The sequence below is a fragment of the Psychromonas ingrahamii 37 genome, assembly GCF_000015285.1.
In the GTDB taxonomy this organism is placed as follows: domain Bacteria; phylum Pseudomonadota; class Gammaproteobacteria; order Enterobacterales; family Psychromonadaceae; genus Psychromonas; species Psychromonas ingrahamii.
Map to the genome: position 1 here is coordinate 2,506,880 of NC_008709.1, position 18,005 is coordinate 2,524,884.

16 protein-coding genes and 3 pseudogenes are annotated in these 18,005 nt (G+C 40.7%); 13 read left to right on the top strand and 6 right to left on the bottom strand.

The features are described 5' to 3' along the window. Positions 1–62: 62 nt before the first annotated feature. Entirely contained in the window at positions 63–707 is a 645-nt protein-coding gene (locus PING_RS10665) for a pyrimidine 5'-nucleotidase (protein WP_011770372.1), read from the bottom strand. A 591-nt stretch (positions 708–1,298) separates the two neighbouring features. On the opposite strand from PING_RS10665, the pseudogene PING_RS19985 reads away from it, so the two are divergent. The 4 genes and pseudogenes from PING_RS19985 to PING_RS19995 all read left to right on the top strand — a co-directional run. Beyond that, positions 1,299–1,454: pseudogene (locus PING_RS19985) on the top strand (DUF1328 domain-containing protein); the annotation flags it as partial. A gap of 45 nt (positions 1,455–1,499) precedes the next feature. Continuing rightward, positions 1,500–1,646 carry an entericidin A/B family lipoprotein gene (locus PING_RS10670; protein WP_157035350.1) on the top strand — a complete coding sequence of 49 codons (147 nt, stop codon included), beginning with the start codon at positions 1,500–1,502 and terminating at the stop codon, positions 1,644–1,646. A 351-nt stretch (positions 1,647–1,997) separates the two neighbouring features. Continuing rightward, positions 1,998–2,159 carry a DUF4277 domain-containing protein gene (locus tag PING_RS21855; protein WP_083761751.1) on the top strand — a complete coding sequence of 54 codons (162 nt, stop codon included), beginning with the start codon at positions 1,998–2,000 and terminating at the stop codon, positions 2,157–2,159. Between the two features lie 348 nt (positions 2,160–2,507). Further along, positions 2,508–2,975: pseudogene (locus PING_RS19995) on the top strand (transposase); the annotation flags it as partial. 279 nt (positions 2,976–3,254) lie between these two features. Here the strand turns inward: PING_RS19995 and PING_RS10675 are convergent. Continuing rightward, positions 3,255–3,779: a M48 metallopeptidase family protein gene (locus PING_RS10675; protein WP_011770373.1), complete on the bottom strand. Its 525-nt coding sequence runs from the start codon at positions 3,777–3,779 to the stop codon at positions 3,255–3,257. A gap of 618 nt (positions 3,780–4,397) precedes the next feature. Between PING_RS10675 and PING_RS10680 the strand changes: the two genes are divergently transcribed. Both PING_RS10680 and PING_RS10685 read left to right on the top strand, forming a co-directional pair. Further along, positions 4,398–5,999 (top strand): protein adenylyltransferase SelO, encoded by a 1,602-nt coding sequence (locus PING_RS10680; protein WP_011770374.1) that lies wholly within the window; start codon positions 4,398–4,400, stop codon positions 5,997–5,999. A gap of 263 nt (positions 6,000–6,262) precedes the next feature. Beyond that, positions 6,263–6,988 (top strand): YebC/PmpR family DNA-binding transcriptional regulator, encoded by a 726-nt coding sequence (locus PING_RS10685; protein ID WP_011770375.1) that lies wholly within the window; start codon positions 6,263–6,265, stop codon positions 6,986–6,988. Between the two features lie 136 nt (positions 6,989–7,124). Here the strand turns inward: PING_RS10685 and PING_RS10690 are convergent, their stop codons facing one another. The 4 genes from PING_RS10690 to ubiT form a co-directional block, all read right to left on the bottom strand. Then, a complete protein-coding gene (locus PING_RS10690) occupies positions 7,125–7,352 on the bottom strand; it encodes a glutaredoxin family protein (RefSeq protein ID WP_041766393.1) in 228 nt (75 codons plus the stop codon). A gap of 85 nt (positions 7,353–7,437) precedes the next feature. Then, positions 7,438–7,908: an NUDIX hydrolase gene (locus PING_RS19520; RefSeq protein WP_011770377.1), complete on the bottom strand. Its 471-nt coding sequence runs from the start codon at positions 7,906–7,908 to the stop codon at positions 7,438–7,440. A 365-nt stretch (positions 7,909–8,273) separates the two neighbouring features. Further along, on the bottom strand, positions 8,274–8,738 hold the full coding sequence (locus PING_RS10700) for a hypothetical protein (protein WP_011770378.1): 465 nt from the start codon (positions 8,736–8,738) through the stop codon (positions 8,274–8,276). 89 nt (positions 8,739–8,827) lie between these two features. Continuing rightward, positions 8,828–9,271: a ubiquinone anaerobic biosynthesis accessory factor UbiT gene (ubiT, locus tag PING_RS10705; protein WP_083761752.1), complete on the bottom strand. Its 444-nt coding sequence runs from the start codon at positions 9,269–9,271 to the stop codon at positions 8,828–8,830. Positions 9,272–9,327: 56 nt separating this feature from the next. Between ubiT and PING_RS21975 the strand changes: the two are divergent. From PING_RS21975 to choW, 7 genes and pseudogenes are all read left to right on the top strand, one after another. Next, a pseudogene (locus tag PING_RS21975) lies at positions 9,328–9,516 on the top strand (ubiquinone anaerobic biosynthesis protein UbiU); the annotation flags it as partial. Between the two features lie 134 nt (positions 9,517–9,650). Next, complete coding sequence (locus PING_RS10710) at positions 9,651–11,444, top strand: ABC transporter transmembrane domain-containing protein (RefSeq protein ID WP_011770380.1); 1,794 nt, start codon at positions 9,651–9,653, stop codon at positions 11,442–11,444. Between the two features lie 505 nt (positions 11,445–11,949). Next, on the top strand, positions 11,950–12,558 hold the full coding sequence (gene betI / locus PING_RS10715) for a transcriptional regulator BetI (RefSeq protein ID WP_011770381.1): 609 nt from the start codon (positions 11,950–11,952) through the stop codon (positions 12,556–12,558). Continuing rightward, positions 12,546–14,012, top strand: a complete 1,467-nt coding sequence (betB, locus tag PING_RS10720) for a betaine-aldehyde dehydrogenase (protein ID WP_011770382.1) — start codon at positions 12,546–12,548, stop codon at positions 14,010–14,012. The genes betI and betB overlap by 13 nt, the downstream gene beginning before the upstream one ends. Before the next feature lie 9 nt (positions 14,013–14,021). Beyond that, positions 14,022–15,710, top strand: coding sequence for a choline dehydrogenase (betA, locus tag PING_RS10725; protein WP_011770383.1), 1,689 nt, complete (start codon positions 14,022–14,024; stop codon positions 15,708–15,710). Positions 15,711–15,866: 156 nt separating this feature from the next. Beyond that, complete coding sequence (locus PING_RS10730; protein WP_011770384.1) at positions 15,867–16,799, top strand: choline ABC transporter substrate-binding protein; 933 nt, start codon at positions 15,867–15,869, stop codon at positions 16,797–16,799. Between the two features lie 378 nt (positions 16,800–17,177). Then, positions 17,178–18,005: a choline ABC transporter permease subunit gene (choW, locus tag PING_RS10735; RefSeq protein ID WP_041767170.1), complete on the top strand. Its 828-nt coding sequence runs from the start codon at positions 17,178–17,180 to the stop codon at positions 18,003–18,005.

The window sequence follows — 18,005 nt, forward strand, 5'->3', positions numbered from 1 at the left end:
TGACTAAAACATGACCAAAATGACTCAGCCGCAGCAATGATAATATGTGGCACTATGGAAAATCACTTTATTAATGATTCTACAAAACTAGGTAGGTCTTCCGTTTTATAACAGGCATCGTGTTTATCAATATCACTTCTGTTAACTAAAATAGTACGCATTCCTAAGGCTTTTGCGGTGGAAATATTTGATATCTGGTCATCGTAAAAAGCAGCATCAGAGGCTTCAAAACCAAAGTGTTGGCAAATGGTATTAAATGCATGTGGATCAGGCTTCATTTTGTAACCGGTCAGCTCGACACTAAAAATACCATCAAAACAGTCATATAAATCAATATGTTTTAAGACTCTTGTCGCATAAGGCAGTGGCGAGTTGGTAAACACATAACGTGATTTTTTAAATGCATGTAATGCGTCTTTAAGCTTTGTTGCTTTTTCAACCTTATCTAAATTAACCTGATGAGAGAACTCAGAAAACTTATTAAGATCGACACTTGGATAATGTAATTGAATCCCTCTTATCGTACCACCATAACGTTGATAATAGCTGTTACACAGCACATTAGATTCTTCAATGGAGATAGCTAGCTCATTACTAATAAAGCTACGCATTCTAGGAGCTATTTGCTCTAAAATGGCATTTTCAGGATGATATAAAGTATTATCAAGATCAAATAGATGGACATCACGCTCTAATAATGGGGTCAAAGTATTGCCTCTTTGTTTATCAGTAAATGGGGATAATATCACTATTTCTTTCAAAAGCTCAATGTAGTGAAATAGTCTTTATTGTCATTCGTTTAGGGCCTACTAATAATATTTTCTATCTCGCTTTGTGCCTTTCCGCTTTAGAAAACTAACTCGCAAACGCCCCAATATGAGCTAAAAATTTACGAAATGGTGGCCGATTTCGCTCAGCCACGACAGTTTGGAGTTAGCCCAATCATATTCGTCAATGCGTTAGTCATCTGCTAGTGCATTGCTTTAATCAATGCGACTATTGCTTCTTTTGATAACTTATCAACTGTTTCAGCGAGTTGTTTTTTATCAGCAATAATTAGCGCGTAATCTATTGTCAGTTTAAACACAGCTTTAATTAATTTTTTAGCTGTCTCAGGGGCATTTTTATTTTTAAAACAGGTGTGGAATATCGGTTAGAGCATTAATTAATATTTTTTAAGTCGAAAGGCGCTAGTATGGTGCATATACTATAATGAACGTAGTGTAGGACACAGATCAGTATAGTGTTTCTCATTTATTTTAGTCACATAATAAAGGAGGTTTATTATGATAAGGTAGGCAGTTACGTTCCTTATTATCGCACTCATAGCTGGTGTCCTAGGCTTTACAGGAATTGCTGGTACCGCAGTAAGTATCGCATGGATTCTGTTTGTAGCAGGGCTGATTTTGGCTGTGGTTTTTATGATCATCGGTCGCAGAGGCCCACGTGTATAGGTTTTCTATCATCAAGCTAATACCATTTAAAAGAGGAAAAATATTATGTTTAAAATTATTTGCCTTACTTTTTTGTTATTGATCAGCACCACCTTTATCTCCGGGTGCAGCACCATGTCCGGTTTAGGTCAGGATGTCGAATCCCTCGGGGATGCGATTGAAGATTCAGCTGAAGAAAACAAATCCTATTAAGCTCTTTCCCCATAGAGTTTAACACCTCTTGACCATCGGCACGGGAAGCAGCCTTGTCTAAGTCTGCGACAAAACGAGCCACGTCAACCACAAAAAGAACAGGATATCCCATGCATCGCGTTGAGGTAACAGGATTGCGCCCGTTACCCCTCCCACACCACCGGACGTGAGGTTTCCGCATCCGGTGGCTCAACCCAGTACCCGTCATTCCACACTTGAATAACTATTAAAATTCATCTTTCAATCGTGACCCGTATTTCAAAATTTTTTATGTTATTGAGAAAAATAAAAAAAACTATTGACCCTGATCTCTCTTTTTGATCTATTACTCTCTTTTGATAGAGATAAATCATGATCTACCCGTTTACTAAGTCACTTGAACACCACGGATTAGTAGATGGATTCTGCAAAGAGATCGATCACACCAATATTATGGACAAGGCTATCGGCACATCTGAATACCGCCAAGTTAGCTTTGGTCATCTTTTTGTCGCGATGATTATAATAGGTTAGGGTTTACCGATTGAATAATGTATATGCGTGAGTGGCGTCGTGTCTTGCCTTTTGCCTTTCCAAATTAAAATAATTTATATCTCTAATGGGGCGAAAGCAAGATGTCCTCTCACGCTAGGCTATGGGGGAAAGCGAGCGTAAATGGGATAATATCAATAGATAAATAGTACAAAAATTCTAACTCGCTTTGCCCAAACCGAGCTAGGATGCTAAGTCGCAAACACCCCCAATATAATATGAGTTGTCTACAAATATAGTTAATACTGACATGTAGAAATGCACTCATTTTTTACAAATATCACCCCAAAATATACGATTTTTATCGCTTTACTAGAGCGAATTATATGTGCAATGAAAAACATAAAACTGTTCGATTATATAACCGCTGGGTTAATGAAAATACTACCTGATGCCGAATTATTTACTGCTCTACCAGGTACAGGAGCTTGCCTGTCTGCCCGGTTGTTAAGGGCGTTCGGTGAATAAAGAGCTCAACAGTTACAACAATATGCAGGAATCTCACCAGTCACAAAGCGTAGTGGTAAAAAATCATGGGTACATTGGCGTTGGCAATGCCCTAAGTTTGTAAGGCAAACATTTATCAAATGGGCTTCTCATTCAATTTATAGTTCGTATTGGGCTAAGATTTTTTATCTTAACAAAAGAGAATTGGGTAGTTCACATCAAGCGGCTGTTTGCGCCCTTGTATTTAAATGGATCAGAATAGCTTATAGGTGTTGGCAGGATCACAAGCCATATAATGAAGTACATTATTTAAGGGCATTAAAAGATCGTGGTTCACTATTATTAGACTGAGGAAAAGCTTGAACTAATCCTCCGGGCGTGAAGCAACCTGAAGATTAGGTTAGTAGTGAAGGCCTATTTCATCTGTTAATAGCGCCCTTTTCTGATAGCTTCACCTATTTTTAATTTCCGGGTATCAAAATCTCGGATTGTTCTAATAATTGAATCAGTTTATCAATAAAGCATATCAATGTTGCATTTTCTTCTGTTTCACAAAAAAATTCACAGGCACATCTAGCGCTTTTACTCATCTAATTAATGTACAGAGATAAGGTCAGCAGGTCACAATAGTTAGTAAATTTTTCCTTTAAGGTCTAATTGAGTGAGGTATAAACGCATTTCAAATTCTAACTGATGATACTCGGGCAGCATATGCTGGCACAATTGATAAAAAGCTTTGTCGTGTGCCTTTATTCGAAGGTGAGCTAACTCATGAACAACGATCATTTCTAAAAATGCTTCCGGGGCGGTTTTGAAAATTTCACTAATTCGTATTTCATTTTTACTTTTTAATTTCCCCCCCTGCACTCTTGAAATAAACGTATGTAAACCAAGCGCATTGTTAATAACATGGATTTTCTTATCGTAAATAATTTTACTTAAGGGTGAAGATTTTCGTAAATTATTATTTTTCAAATCCATTACATATTCACGAAGCATTTTATCGTTGTTAATATTATGTTTTTGAGGATATTTTTTGAGCAAAAAACGTCCTAAGGTATCTTGTTCAATCATTAACCTGATTTGATCTTGTACTACTGATGAATATGAAGATAAATACTTAAGTGAAATTGACTGGTTTTTTGAGGATGGCATAGGACAATACTGTATAAGATAAGTTAAATGACTAAAATTGTACCTTAGTTATTTATAATCCGGTAGTAAGAAAATATAAGATTGGCTTCACATAATATAAGTGTTGATCATCAATCTACTTTTAATTAGAAAAACATACAAAGTTATCTCCTTATAAAGCCGGACTCTGCAGAGCATTCGAAGGATCAGAAATTACGCTCGTTTTTAATAATAAAATTGGCTTTTGATTATTATTGCCATTACAGCGAACTAAATAAACCCTTTAGTTGTGAGGATAATCGAAAGTCACCGGTTATCACTTCACTTTGGTTGAGTTGAATTTTAAATACACCGTAGGTTGGGTTTGTTTGATTTATTTAAGAAACCCAAGGGCAGCTGTAGGTTGGGTCTGTTTAATGGGGTTGGACAAGATTAAGGATATGACTGTTTTATCTCAGCCATCCTGTATGCATGCGTATCAGAAGTCATTGCTGCATTTGCGAATAAAGTAATAACCTCAGCATTTGTTTGCCGCAGCAAAATTGACACAGTCGGGTATTGCCTAACTATTGGTTGCTCAATATACCTGACTGAATTAGTATGGTATAAAATTCTCTAATTTTCAGCAAGGAAAAACCCATGCCGTTTAACCATCTTAAATTTGATAACCGCCTTCGAAATAATCTACCTGCTGATAGCGAAACCGACAATTATTGCCGCAGCGTAGAAAATGCAGCCTATTCATTGGTCTCCCCGGTAAAAGCAACAGCGCCAAAATTAGTTGCGGTTAGCAATTTATTGGCAGAACAATTAGGTTTTACCACTGAAGCCTTAAACAGCCCTGAATTTCCTCAAGCCATGACGGGCAATCTATTGCTCGATGGGATGCAGCCCTATGCGCTTTGTTATGGTGGTCATCAGTTTGGTCAATGGGCCGGGCAATTAGGGGATGGACGGGCAATCAACCTGGGCGAATTAGTCACGACAAATTTAGGTCACCAAACACTGCAGCTAAAGGGCGCCGGTCCAACCCCCTACTCTCGCCGGGCTGACGGTATGGCCGTACTGCGCTCCTCTATTCGTGAGTTTTTGTGCTCCGAGGCGATGTTTCATTTAGGTATTTCAACGACACGCGCTTTGAGTTTATGCTTAACGGGCGATCAAGTTGTCCGGGATATGATGTATGACGGTAATGCAGCATTAGAGCCTACCGCAATAGTGTGCCGCGTATCTTCTTCTTTTTTACGTTTTGGTAGTTTTCAACTGCCCGCCTCCCGGGGCGATGAACAACTTTTAATACAGCTTGTACAGCATTGTATTAAGTCTGATTATCCTCATTTAGCGCCCGCTTCCGGGGTATTTGATCAGCAAGTCTACCTTGCGTGGTTTAAAGAAATCTGCGAGCGTACCTGTGATACAGTAGTTAATTGGATGCGGGTTGGTTTTGTACATGGGGTAATGAATACCGACAATATGTCCATTATGGGTGAAACCATCGATTATGGTCCCTATGGCTGGATTGACGATTTTGATCTTAATTGGACACCGAACACCACAGATGAAGGGCAAAAACGCTATCGTTTTGGCGGACAGGGAGAAATTAGTCAGTGGAACTTATTTCAGTTAGCCAATGCTATTTTTCCATTAATAGGAGAAGCTGAGCCATTACAAAAAATATTAAATGAATATGGCACAGATTATCAGCGTAAATGGTGCGATATGATGGCGGAAAAATTAGGCTTTAAACACTATCGGGGTGAAACTGATTTAGCGCTGTTTAAATCCTTAGAAAAATTATTGGGTGCAGTGGAAACAGATATGACCCTCTTTTACCGTTTACTTGCAAATATTCCCAATGATTTAGATACGCAAACAGCAACCCAATGGATGGCAAAATTAGGCCCATGCTATTACAGTCTGCTCGATCTTAACGATCAGTATATTAAAGACTTGACGAAGTGGTTAGCGTCTTATCTTGAGCGAGTTAACCTTGATGGTTTAAGTCAAGAACTGCGTGCAACAGCCATGAATAAAGTCAATCCTAAATATGTTATTCGTAATTACCTTGCGCAGCACGCTATCGAATTGGCTGAAAAGGGTGATTTCAGCGAAATAGCTACACTGCAGAAAATATTACAAAACCCCTATGATGATCAACCTGAGCATAACAGTTATGCTCAGAAGCGTCCGGATTGGGCACGGGATAAAGCCGGTTGTTCGATGTTATCCTGCAGTTCATAATAGCGATTTTATATCCTTTTTTGCCTTCACTTTATTCCACTAGATAAAATGAAGGCCGATTGCTATCGGGCAACAGCGCTTTAAATATGATTAGAAAGGAAAATTTTGCTCTTTTTTACTGATTTTTTGATTTTAAATCAGTAAAAATCCATAAATATTTGTGTAAAGTAAACTTTTTTGATGTGGGACTTTCATAATGGTCTCCTTAAGAGGTAAAATTCTAACTATTATTTTTAACAATCCAATATAAAGAGTCTAATCAGATGGGAAGAGCATATCAAAACCGCAAATTGTCTATGGCCAAAACAGCGGGCGCTAAAACTAAAGTTTATTCTAAGTACGGTAAAGAGATTTACGTTGCGGCTAAAAATGGTGGGTTTGATCCGGATGGAAACCTCTCATTACGTCATTTAATCGATGGTGCCAAAAAAGACCAAGTACCCACACACGTCATCGAACGTGCGATTGAAAAAGCGAAAGGCGGCGGTGGTGAAGATTATGAACGCGCCAGCTATGAAGGTTATGGTCCCGGTGGATGTTCTGTAATTGTGGATTGTTTAACCGATAACAATAAACGTACTTGGACTGATGTACGCAACTGTTTTATGAAAACCGGTGGTAACATTGGTTCACCCGGTACAGTTGCGCATATGTTTGAACATCAAGCTGTTTTTGTATTTAAAGGCGAAGATGATGAAGCGGTTTTAGAAGAGCTGATGATGGCTGATGTGGACGTGATCGATGTTGAAGGTGAAGACGGTAAGATCACTGTTTTTTGTCCCCACACTGAATTCTATAAAGCAAAAACAGCATTAAATGAGATTTACCCAAATCTTGAGCTGGATATAGAAGAAATCACTTTTGTACCGCAAATAGACCATGATATTGCACCTGAGCATGTTGATAAATTTGAAAAATTTATGGCTATGTTAGAAGACTGTGATGATGTGCAAGAGGTTTACCATAACGCAGTATTACCTGATGAATAACGCCGAATTAAAATTATCTAAATAATGTTGCCTGATTAATTACAATTTCAATGACACTTGTTTAACAAACTTGGTGGCATGCAAAACCATTTGAATATTCAACTTTAAGGTGGTTTTGCATACAAATTGTTCCAATTTACAACTGATAAAGTTTATTAAATTCTTTAATTGAAAAACCATTTATAAACTGGTCGCCTACTTTTAGAATTGGCACTCCGCGATAACCGCTTTTACTAAATTCTTTTTGCCCTGCTGCTGTTTTAACATTGACTAAACGAAACTGAATATTTTGCTGTGACAGATACTTTTTAGCTGCGTCACAATGCGGACAATGGCTCATAGAATACAATACAACACGTTTCATAAACGTCACTCCTGAAGATAAATATTTGTGCTTAAAATTGGTGTATTTGCTCTCACTCTTATAACGCCTTCAAGCCCTCATGCTTTCAAACCTTCAAGCCTTCATACCTTTCAGCCTTCAACATATTATTGACTGACGCAATCGCGCGTTGATAATCACCGAAGGTTAGACGTTGATAAGCTTGTGGATAGGCAAGCCATTCAAAATGTGAATGCTCCTCGGACAAAACAGGATCCGCTTCTACTTTACTGAAAAAAACATGTTCGACGACATCAATAGGATCAGGTCCATAGTGAGTGCGCCATTCCTCTTTAATAGGGTAAACTAGTTTAAATCCGGTCGCTATAACCGTTTCTATTAGCAGTCCGGTCTCTTCAAATACCTCGCGTTGGGCGGCCATTGCAAAATTTTCATCTTGTTCAAGGGCTCCACTGACGCATTGCCAAAAACCGGGTATCTTTAAGTCAGTTCTAGGTGTGCGCTTGAGCATTAAATACTCAATTTTTCCTGCCACTATTTTATATAAAAACACATTTACAGAAAATGGACGTCTCATTTTTACTCCTATTAGATGTGCCTGATTATACCCATTTCACTTATTAGGGATCTATTTAGGCGTATTAGAATAAATAGAAAATAAATGGGTTTAGTATACAGGATAAGGTTATAAAGGTTCTAAAAAGTAAGCGCTATGTTACTCAAAAAACACAGGGCGCGCTCAATACTTGTTTGCTGCGCACGCGCCATAATAGTCATCGCCAAAGCATAGTTACAATTGCAGAATAATGAATCATGTTTGACAGGGAGATAAGCTCTGTTGACGAAGCGATAACAATGCGTTCTATTATTTTTCAAGTACGACTTTAGACGCGCACAGGGTACTCCGCGTTTAAAATCACACTTTATTTTAAAAAAGACAAATTATTTATCTGCTACAGGGAAACGAATCAGCACATTCACTTTTGAAGACATTGATGAAGTCAATATTTGTTTCTGCTCTGTCGCAAGAATCACAATACCATTGTGATTGGCAATATTTTTCTGTAAATCATTAAGATCAAAATTTTCATCTCGATCATGGGATCCTCGAATACCTGCACGTTTCTCAAGTAATGAATCAGCGCCAGAAAATAGCAAAATATCGCGACTAATTTTAGCGTTTTGGAATATTTCACCAACGCCTTCATTCGTTTCTTTATCTGAAATCGCTGTAGATACTTGTACCGATTTTTTTGTAAAACGAGTGATATCACGAATAATCGCACTTAGTTCACTGCTATTGGGCCCATTTAGAGTGATCAGAAAACGAGACTTTAGGTTGGCATGCTCAGCTAAATCGGGTAAGAATCGATGATAACTTTTGCTCAAATATTCTACTATTAACATATATTTCTCTTTATGACTTAATTATTACGACGAAGCTACCTAAAGATAACGGGATCAGCAAGTGCTTTTGCAATGATCGTGAAAATTTATTACTGATCAGACGCAAAAAATGACGCGGTCACCCCTTTTCCCCCAAGAGGTATTAAACCGCGCTGCACAAAAGTAGCAAAATGATTCAAAGATTTTTCAATAAAAGGTGATAAATTTTCAAAATAGATGTTGTCGAGCAGGTTTTTAATCTCCAAATCTAATTCAGTATCTCCTTCAATCACTAAACGCCTTTGAAAAAAGAGTGTATCTGGATCTTCCTTTCTTCCGGCAATCAATATAAATTGATTTAACGCTCCTGAAAATATGACATCTCTTTTTTTGCATTGCTGTTTAATCACAAATTTCTGCTCAGCGAAGCTTAAATAACAACTGAACTTAAGATCTGTCACTTCAATTTTCAACCATTTATGGTGTAAAGAATCCAATTCATTATCCTCAGAAAGTAACCTATCTAATAACTCCAATAACAATTTTTTTTGCATAAAAAAGGACAAGTGCACTTGGATAAGCTAACCCTTTTGGCGCATTAAGAACAGCAATTGATGGTGGTGCTGATGCCGTTTATAGTGGTTTAAAAGATGATACCAATGCGCGCCATTTTGCAGGCTTAAATTTCAATGACAAAAAAATGGACAAGGGCGCACGATATGTAAGTGATCATAATAAAAAACTACACTTAGCACTCAATACGTTCGCGCATCCAGGCTGCGAAAAACGCTGGTTTAACGATGGGTGATATTGTGTCCCCCCTAAGACTTTTAGAGATTAAACCCATTAAAAATAGTTTATAAGCCGCAATAAAGTCAGATCAGTGGTAAATTAGAGTGATAACTATCCTTCATATTTAAAGATCAGGACAAGATGCAATCCAGTAAGCTGCGCGCTAACGGCGCTTCACTTAAACCCTTAAAAGCCCTTGTGCCCTTTATTCGGCCCTATAAAAATACTTTTATTGTGGCCATTATCGTATTATTACTGGCGTCAGCAGTCACTGGCAGCCTGCCGATCGCTGCCCGTTACCTTATCGACAGCGGCATAACCAGCGGTAATGCTGACAAAATAAATTTTTATTTTAAGCTTGTTCTGGGAGTTATTCTACTGATCAGCCTATTGTCAGCCACGCGTTTATATCTGATCACTTGGTTAGGCGAGCGAATAGTTGCCGATATACGCGAAAAAATATATGCGCAGGTACTTAAACAAGATCCGAGCTTTTTTGAAGTAACACAAACAGGCGAAGTGCTTTCCAGGCTCACAACGGATACCACACTGGTGCAAGCCATATCTGGCGTCGGTATTTCAATTGCGCTGCGCTCCACTGTTATGTTATTTATTTCTCTGGCCGGCATTATGTATAGCAGCCCCTCTTTAACACTGATCATTGTCATACTTATTCCCGCTGTTATTGGGCCCATTATTTGGCTTGCACGCAGGTTACGTGCCCTATCACGTACCGCTCAGGACAAAGTTGCAGAGTCCAGCGGTATGGCCAATGAAATGCTCAATGCTATTGAAACAGTGCAGGCTTATACGCTGGAAAAAGTGCAGAATCAGCGTTTTAGAAAAGCCGTAGAAGCTGCGTTTATAGCGGCCATTGAACGTATTAAGCTCCGCTTTGTGATGTCTTTTAGCAGTATGTTTCTACTGCTGGGTGCCATCACTCTAGTACTTTGGATGGGTACGCAGGAAGTACTTGCAGGCAATATGTTACCCGGCGAATTGGCGCAGTTCGTTTTATTTACTGTACTGCTTGCAAGTTCAGGGGCAATGCTTAGCGAAATGTGGGGGGAAGTGCAGCGTGCCGCCGGTGCGATGGAAAGGTTAGTCGAATTACTTAATGCCCAACCAAACATTGTTATGCCCGAAAATCCAATGCCTATTCCGGCACAGGGAGAAGGCAGAATAAGCTTTAATAAAGTCAATTTCCATTATCCTTCACGTCCCGATAGCTATGCGTTAGAAAATATTAACTTAAATATAACAAGCGGTGAGACCATCGCCTTTGTTGGCCCTTCTGGTGCTGGGAAAAGTACCCTTTTCCAGCTTCTATTACGTTTTTATGATCCACAATCAGGATTTATTTCTATCAACGGGGTTAATATAAGCGCGGCAGATCCAATGGATGTGCGTTCGATCATGGCAGTGGTACCTCAAGAAAACGTGGTATTTGCAACCAGTGCACTGGAAAATATTCGTTATGGTCGTCCAGCTGCCAGCGATGAAGAGGTTCGGGCCGCGGCGATATCTGCCTCTGCCGATCTCTTTATTTCGGAATTACCTGAAGGTTACCATACCTTTTTAGGCGAAAAGGGGGTGCGTTTGTCCGGCGGTCAGAAACAGCGCATTGCCATCGCCCGTGCCATTCTTAAAGATCCCCCCATACTGCTGTTAGATGAAGCGACCAGTTCCCTAGATGCTGAAAGTGAACGACTGGTGCAGCAAAGTTTACAAAAGTTAATGCACAATCGCACCACTATTATTATTGCTCATCGTTTGGCAACGGTGCTTAAGGCAAAACGCATTGTTGTTATTGATAACGGCAAGATTAGAGCGATTGGTAGTCATGCAGAGCTTATGCGCAAAGATGCCTTATATGCACATCTGGCAGAATTGCAGTTTCGCAGTCCAGCACAACAAGCATCTATACCTCCTTAGAGACATTAAAACCGGTAAAAAAGAGCGTCATATTTACGTTTACTCTGTGGGTAAAAAACGCGCTTTATTCTTTTTGATTGGAACTATATATGTTCCCCTATTAAATCACCTGAGCGCCCTTATTAAGATCTGCTGCGGTTATATTCCGTAGTAAACAATGTTAATCACATTCTTCTTTTTAACCAATACAATCAGGTTATTTGCTTAAAAAACAGCCTGCCACCCATTTATTTTATTATTACTCCCTTCAAAATGGTTACAGCCGAAATCATTTCTTTTGTAACACTTCAGTGATTTCTATTTGTGCAAACACAGCTCAAAGCCCATGAATCAAGGCATTTAGGCATTGTGTTGCTCTTTTTTTGCAGTACATCACATTAAATTAACGACTACTCAAGTTTAATAACATTTAATTAACACTTGATAGTTAGAGCACGAATCATTAGGATAGTTGTTAATTGAATGTTCAATCAATAAAAATTTCAACGACACAGAGAAATTATTTATGTCAAGACCAGTGATGAAACAGCTCCGCCGACAGCAACTTATTGATGCCACGCTGGTATCAGTCGAACGTCATGGGCTACAGCACACTACTATTAATACCATCAGTGGTTTGGCGGGAATGTCATCGGGGATTATCAGCCATTACTTTGGCGGCAAACAGGGTTTAATAGAAGCAACCCTTAAATATCTTCTCGATGAATTAAAGCAGGCATTACTGGTCAGAACATCGAACCAAAAACTATCTCCTGCGATCAGACTTTCGATGATTGTTGAAGCCAATTTTACCGAGTTACAACGCTCCAAAGCAGTGGCTAAAACATGGTTAAGTTTCTGGGCCCAGGCAATACATGATCCGGGACTGGCAAGACTTCAACATATCAATAACCAACGTTTATACAGCAATCTGCTTTTTTCTTTTAAACAGCTTTTACCCGCGACTGCCGCAATTAATGCCGCCAAACAGAGCGCAGCAATGATTGACGGTTTCTGGCTGCGCAGTGCGCTGAGTTCAACACCTGAAGAAGATTTTAAACAAGCCCAAATTTTATCTAAAGCCTTTATTAAGGCTCTTATCGCGCAATACGGAGAAAATCAATGTCATCATTAGTCGTTTATCAAAATTATATCCACGGTCAATATATCCCCAATGACACAGGTGAAACATTTGAAGTAATTAACCCTGCGACGGGTCAGGTTAGCTATTTAGTTGAAACAGCCGATCAAGCCGTTCAGCAGGCCGCAATCGAGAGCGCCAAATCTGGTTTTGCCACATGGTCAAAAATGACCCCGATCGAGCGCAGCCGTATTCTGCTTAAGGCTGTGGCATTATTGCGTGAACACAATGACGAACTTGCCGTGGGTGAAGTACTTGATACCGGCAAACCATGGCAGGAAGCATCGGTTGTTGATGTCGTTACAGGCACCGATACCATTGAATTTTTTGCAGGCCTTGCCCCAAGTATTGAAGGTAATCAGCAGCAGGTCGGTGATGATTTTTATTACACTCGCCGTGAACCTCTCGGCATTTGTGCCGGCATCGGCGCATGGAACTATCCTCTGCAGATTGCCTGTTGGAAAGCCGCACCAGCCTTAGCTTGCGGTAATGTAATGATTTTTAAACCATCGGAAGAAACACCACGCGGTGCAATGCGTTTAGCCGAAATATTCACCTTGGCGGGTGTCCCAGATGGTGTGTTTAACGTGGTTCAAGGCGATGGCCGTGTTGGTGCTTGGTTAACCGGCCATGAAGATATAGCCAAAGTATCATTTACCGGTGAAGTCGGTACAGGCAAAAAAGTAATGGCAGCGGCGGCTGGTTCACTAAAAGCTGTCACCATGGAATTAGGCGGTAAATCACCGCTGATTATTTTTAATGATGCCGATCTGGAAAATGCAGTCTCTGCTGCCATGTTGGGCAATTTCTATACGCAGGGCGAAGTCTGTACAAACGGCACCCGCGTATTTGTTCAGGAAGAGATTTACCCGCGTTTTATTAAGCGTCTGGTTGAGCGTACAGAGCAAAATATTATCTGCGGCGATCCGATGGATCCTGAGACCAACTTTGGTCCTCTTATTTCCAAGGACCACCAGCAAAAAGTACTCGACTATATAACGATAGGTAAAGCTGAAGGCGCCACCCTGCTTACTGGCGGTAAAAAATTACACCCTGAAAATGCACCGGATGGTTACTTTGTTGCACCGACTATTTTCACTGACTGCACCGACGAAATGACCTTGACTAAAGAAGAAATATTTGGCCCGGTTATGTCTGTCCTGACCTTCAGCGATGAAGACGAAGTTGTTCGCCGCGCAAATGATACCCGCTTAGGATTAGCAGCAGGCCTGTTTACTCAGGATATTACCCGGGCTCACCGAGTGATACATCAGATTGATGCCGGCATTTGCTGGATTAATAGTTTTGGCGCATCACCCGCTGAAATGCCGGTGGGTGGCTATAAAATGTCAGGTGTCGGCCGCGAAAATGGCAGCGAAACACTTAAATCCTATACTCAGATCAAAGCGGTCTATATCGGTATGCAGCCACTTGACAGCCCGTTTTAAGGAATATATATGACTAAAACAGAATATGACTATATTATTGTAGGTGCCGGAAGTGCCGGTTGTGTCCTTGCAAATCGCTTGTCAGAAGATCCAGAAAATCAAATTCTTCTATTAGAAACCGGTGGCAGCGATAAGAGTATCTTTATTCAAATGCCGACCGCATTATCTATACCTATGAACAGTAAAAAATATGCCTGGCAGTTCGAAACACAAGCAGAACCGTTTTTGGATAATCGCCGCATGCATTGTCCGCGCGGTAAAGTATTAGGGGGTTCGTCCTCTATTAACGGCATGGTCTATGTGCGCGGCCATGCGCGTGATTTTGACGAATGGCAGGCGTCTGGCGCTAAAGATTGGGATTATGCGCATTGTCTACCCTACTTTAAAAAAGCCGAGACCTGGTCATTTGGCGGTAATGATTACCGTGGAGACACTGGCCCGCTTGCTGTGAATAATGGCAATAACATGAAAAACCCGTTATACCAGGCCTTTGTGGATGCGGGTGTTGATGCCGGTTATTTAGCAACGAAAGATTACAATGCTGAGCAGCAGGAAGGTTTTGGCCCAATGCACATGACTGTTAAAAATGGGGTCCGTTGGTCTACGGCGAATGCCTATTTAAGACCGGCTATGAAGCGCAATAACCTGACGGTTGTGACTCATGCTCTGGTACACAAAGTATTGCTTGAAGGTAAAAAAGCGGTTGGTGTGCGTTATGAGGTTAAAGGTCAATTAACGGATACGCGTTGTAATAAAGAAGTGCTGCTCTGTGCAGGCTCAATCGGTTCTCCGCATATTCTGCAACTGTCGGGTATTGGTGAAGCCGATACTTTGGCACAAGCTGGCATCGAGCAACATCATGAGCTACCAGGTGTGGGTAAAAACTTGCAGGATCATCTGGAGTTTTACTTTCAGTTTAAATGCTTAAAACCGATATCACTTAACGGTCAACTGGGTCCGTTAAACAAATTATTGATAGGTGTACGCTGGATATTAAACAAATCGGGTTTAGGCGCGACCAATCACTTTGAGTCATGTGGCTTTATTCGCTCTAAGAATAGTTTGGAATGGCCGGATCTCCAGTATCACTTTCTACCGGCGGCCATGCGCTATGATGGCAAAGAAGCCTTTGCAGGTCATGGTTTCCAGGTTCATGTCGGTCATAACAAACCGAAAAGCCGCGGTGCGGTGAAAATTGTATCAAAGGACGCCCATATTGCGCCACAAATTCAATTTAACTATTTATCACACCAGGATGATATTGAAGCCTTTCGCGCTTGTGTTCGCTTAACCCGCGAAATCATTAATCAGCCCGGCTTAGATGAATACCGCGGCGAAGAAATTCAGCCAGGACTTGCAATCCAGAGCGATCAAGAAATTGATCAGTTTGTTCGCAGTTCAGTTGAAAGTGCCTATCACCCCTCCTGCTCATGCAAAATGGGTGAAGATGCCATGTCGGTAGTGAACTCTGATACGAAAGTCCATGGTATCGAAGCGCTTCGCGTTGTCGATTCCTCGATTTTCCCAACAATTCCTAACGGCAATCTGAATTCACCGACCATTATGGTGGCAGAACGTGCAGCCGATATTATTTTAGGTAAAAAACTGCTTGCGCCAAACGTAGCTAACGTCAAGGTAGCCGATGACTGGCAGAACAGCCAACGATTACAGGACCCTAAACGAAAGGTTAACGCTTAATTAGGTTTAAAAAATTAATAAATTAATATTAATAAGGTGTTTTTATCGATCGATCTAGATAGAGCACCGTATTTAAGTCCGGCCGTCGAAAGAGAAGCATTTCTTTAGCCGATATTTTCAATGGTCTTTATATCGCAAACTAAAATAGGAACGATTATGAAACTCAAAAAAATACTCACCATGCTGGCGGCTACCGTCGCGTTAACAGCAAATGCTGCGGATCAACAATGCGAGACAGTTCGTTTTTCTGATGTGGGTTGGACAGACATCACCTCAACGACCGCTATCACTTCTACCCTATTACAAGGGATGGGTTATAAAACGGATACGCAGTTGTTGTCTGTACCCGTGACTTATAAGTCAATAGAAAATGGCGACATTGATGTATTTCTTGGCAATTGGATGCCAACAATGAAAGGTGATATTCAATCTTATACTGATGCAGGCACCGTTGAAACAATTCACAAAAACTTATCAGGTGCGAAATACACCTTAGCGGTACCACAGTATGTTTATGATGCTGGGGTTCAAAACTTTGCTGATCTTGCTAAGTTTGCTGATAAATTTGACAGCGAAATCTATGGCATTGAACCTGGTAATGATGGTAACCGTTTAATCCAGGACATGATCGCTAAAGATGCCTTTGGTCTAAAGGACTTTGAATTAGTCGAGTCCAGCGAAGCGGGTATGTTGTCGCAAGTTAAACGTGCAACACGTCGAAATAACTGGGTAGTCTTTTTAGGTTGGGCACCACACCCAATGAATGCAAATTTTGATCTTGCTTATTTAGCCGGCGGCGATGATTTTTTTGGTCCTGACTTTGGTGGAGCAAGTGTCTACACCAATGTTCGTAAAGGTTACACACAAGCATGTCCTAATGTGGGCACATTGTTAACCAATCTTACCTTTACTCTGGCAGCTGAAAACGAAGTAATGGCTGCTATTTTAAATGAGGGCAAAAAGCCGGAAGACGCTGCAACAGCTTGGCTTAAAAATAATCCGTCTGTTTTGAATGCATGGTTGACAGGTGTTAAAACTATCGATGGTAAGCCTGCTTTACCGGCCGTCAAAGCATATTTAAAGCTTTAAGTTCTATACCCATGATACGTTAAGATGCAAAGTCAGCAAGGAAAATTGTGCCGAGATGCTAGGCATAAAATTGAAGTATAGTTATTCTACATAGAGATTTTATAACAAAGCAGATTGGTGCAATTTTCCTTGCCCTACGGGGCGCAAGCTCGAAAACCAGCGCTGCGTTGCACCAATCGGAAAGGGAGTAACCATTTAAGATGTGAATGCTTGCATCTACTGCTAGAGGATTAACGCAGTTAATCGCTCGAAAGGTCATGTTGCCCCTTGCTCTGATCGAAGACCTTGCACCTGACAAAGCATCTTGAAGTAACATGGGTATATATCAGGTTGGCACCCGTCAACCTGAATTTATTTTCATTAAACGGCGTTAAAAATATGAGTTTTATAACAGAGTATAAATTACCTATCGGTCAGTGGGCCGCAACTATGATGGATGGGCTAATTACCTACTGCGGTTCTTTTTTTGATGCGATTTCCATGGTACTGGATGTCATGATTGAAAGTTTGGTGGATTTTTTATCAATGATGCCACCTTGGCTATTTATTATTATTGTTGCGGGTTTGATTTTTTGGCAACAGCGCAATAAAGCCGTCACAGCATTTTTTATTTTGTCATTATTACTGATTTGGAATCTCGGCTATTGGGAAGAAACCATTGAGACCTTTTCTTTAATTATTTACGCCACCGGATTCTGCGTTTTACTGGGTGTCCCCATTGGGATTGCCGCAGCACATCGTCCTAGGTTGTACCGTTTTATACGGCCCCTGCTGGACTTAATGCAGACGATCCCCCCTTTTGTGTATCTTATTCCGGCGTTAACCTTATTTGGCTTGGGCGTGGTGCCGGGTCTTATTTCGACCATAGTGTTCGCCATAGCAGCGCCTATCAGGTTGACCCACTTAGGTATTTCCCAAGTACCACTGGAGTTGTTAGAAGCCGGCCGTGCCTTTGGCTGTACTAAGCGCAGCTTGCTTTTAAAAGTTGAAATTCCAGCGGCTATGTCAAGTATTCGCGCGGGCATTACCCAGTGCATTATGCTGAGTTTATCTATGGTCGTGATCTCAGCCTTAGTCGGCGCCGACGGTTTGGGTAAACCCGTGGTACGAGCACTTAATACGGTCAATATTGCGACGGGTTTTGAAGCTGGACTCGCCATAGTATTAGTTGCCATCATGCTTGATCGCATATTTAAAAGTAAATAA

What these genes read in the sequence shown, in the direction of transcription:
- PING_RS10670 (WP_157035350.1), top strand. Translation starts at nt 1,500, where the DNA reads ATGTTTAAAATTATTTGCCTTACTTTTTTGTTATTGATCAGCACCACC.
- PING_RS21855 (WP_083761751.1), top strand. Translation starts at nt 1,998, where the DNA reads ATGATCTACCCGTTTACTAAGTCACTTGAACACCACGGATTAGTAGAT.
- PING_RS10675 (WP_011770373.1), bottom strand. Translation starts at nt 3,779, where the DNA reads ATGCCATCCTCAAAAAACCAGTCAATTTCACTTAAGTATTTATCTTCA.
- PING_RS10680 (WP_011770374.1), top strand. Translation starts at nt 4,398, where the DNA reads ATGCCGTTTAACCATCTTAAATTTGATAACCGCCTTCGAAATAATCTA.
- PING_RS10685 (WP_011770375.1), top strand. Translation starts at nt 6,263, where the DNA reads ATGGGAAGAGCATATCAAAACCGCAAATTGTCTATGGCCAAAACAGCG.
- PING_RS10690 (WP_041766393.1), bottom strand. Translation starts at nt 7,352, where the DNA reads ATGAAACGTGTTGTATTGTATTCTATGAGCCATTGTCCGCATTGTGAC.
- PING_RS19520 (WP_011770377.1), bottom strand. Translation starts at nt 7,908, where the DNA reads ATGAGACGTCCATTTTCTGTAAATGTGTTTTTATATAAAATAGTGGCA.
- PING_RS10700 (WP_011770378.1), bottom strand. Translation starts at nt 8,738, where the DNA reads ATGTTAATAGTAGAATATTTGAGCAAAAGTTATCATCGATTCTTACCC.
- ubiT (WP_083761752.1), bottom strand. Translation starts at nt 9,271, where the DNA reads ATGCAAAAAAAATTGTTATTGGAGTTATTAGATAGGTTACTTTCTGAG.
- PING_RS10710 (WP_011770380.1), top strand. Translation starts at nt 9,651, where the DNA reads ATGCAATCCAGTAAGCTGCGCGCTAACGGCGCTTCACTTAAACCCTTA.
- betI (WP_011770381.1), top strand. Translation starts at nt 11,950, where the DNA reads ATGTCAAGACCAGTGATGAAACAGCTCCGCCGACAGCAACTTATTGAT.
- betB (WP_011770382.1), top strand. Translation starts at nt 12,546, where the DNA reads ATGTCATCATTAGTCGTTTATCAAAATTATATCCACGGTCAATATATC.
- betA (WP_011770383.1), top strand. Translation starts at nt 14,022, where the DNA reads ATGACTAAAACAGAATATGACTATATTATTGTAGGTGCCGGAAGTGCC.
- PING_RS10730 (WP_011770384.1), top strand. Translation starts at nt 15,867, where the DNA reads ATGAAACTCAAAAAAATACTCACCATGCTGGCGGCTACCGTCGCGTTA.
- choW (WP_041767170.1), top strand. Translation starts at nt 17,178, where the DNA reads ATGAGTTTTATAACAGAGTATAAATTACCTATCGGTCAGTGGGCCGCA.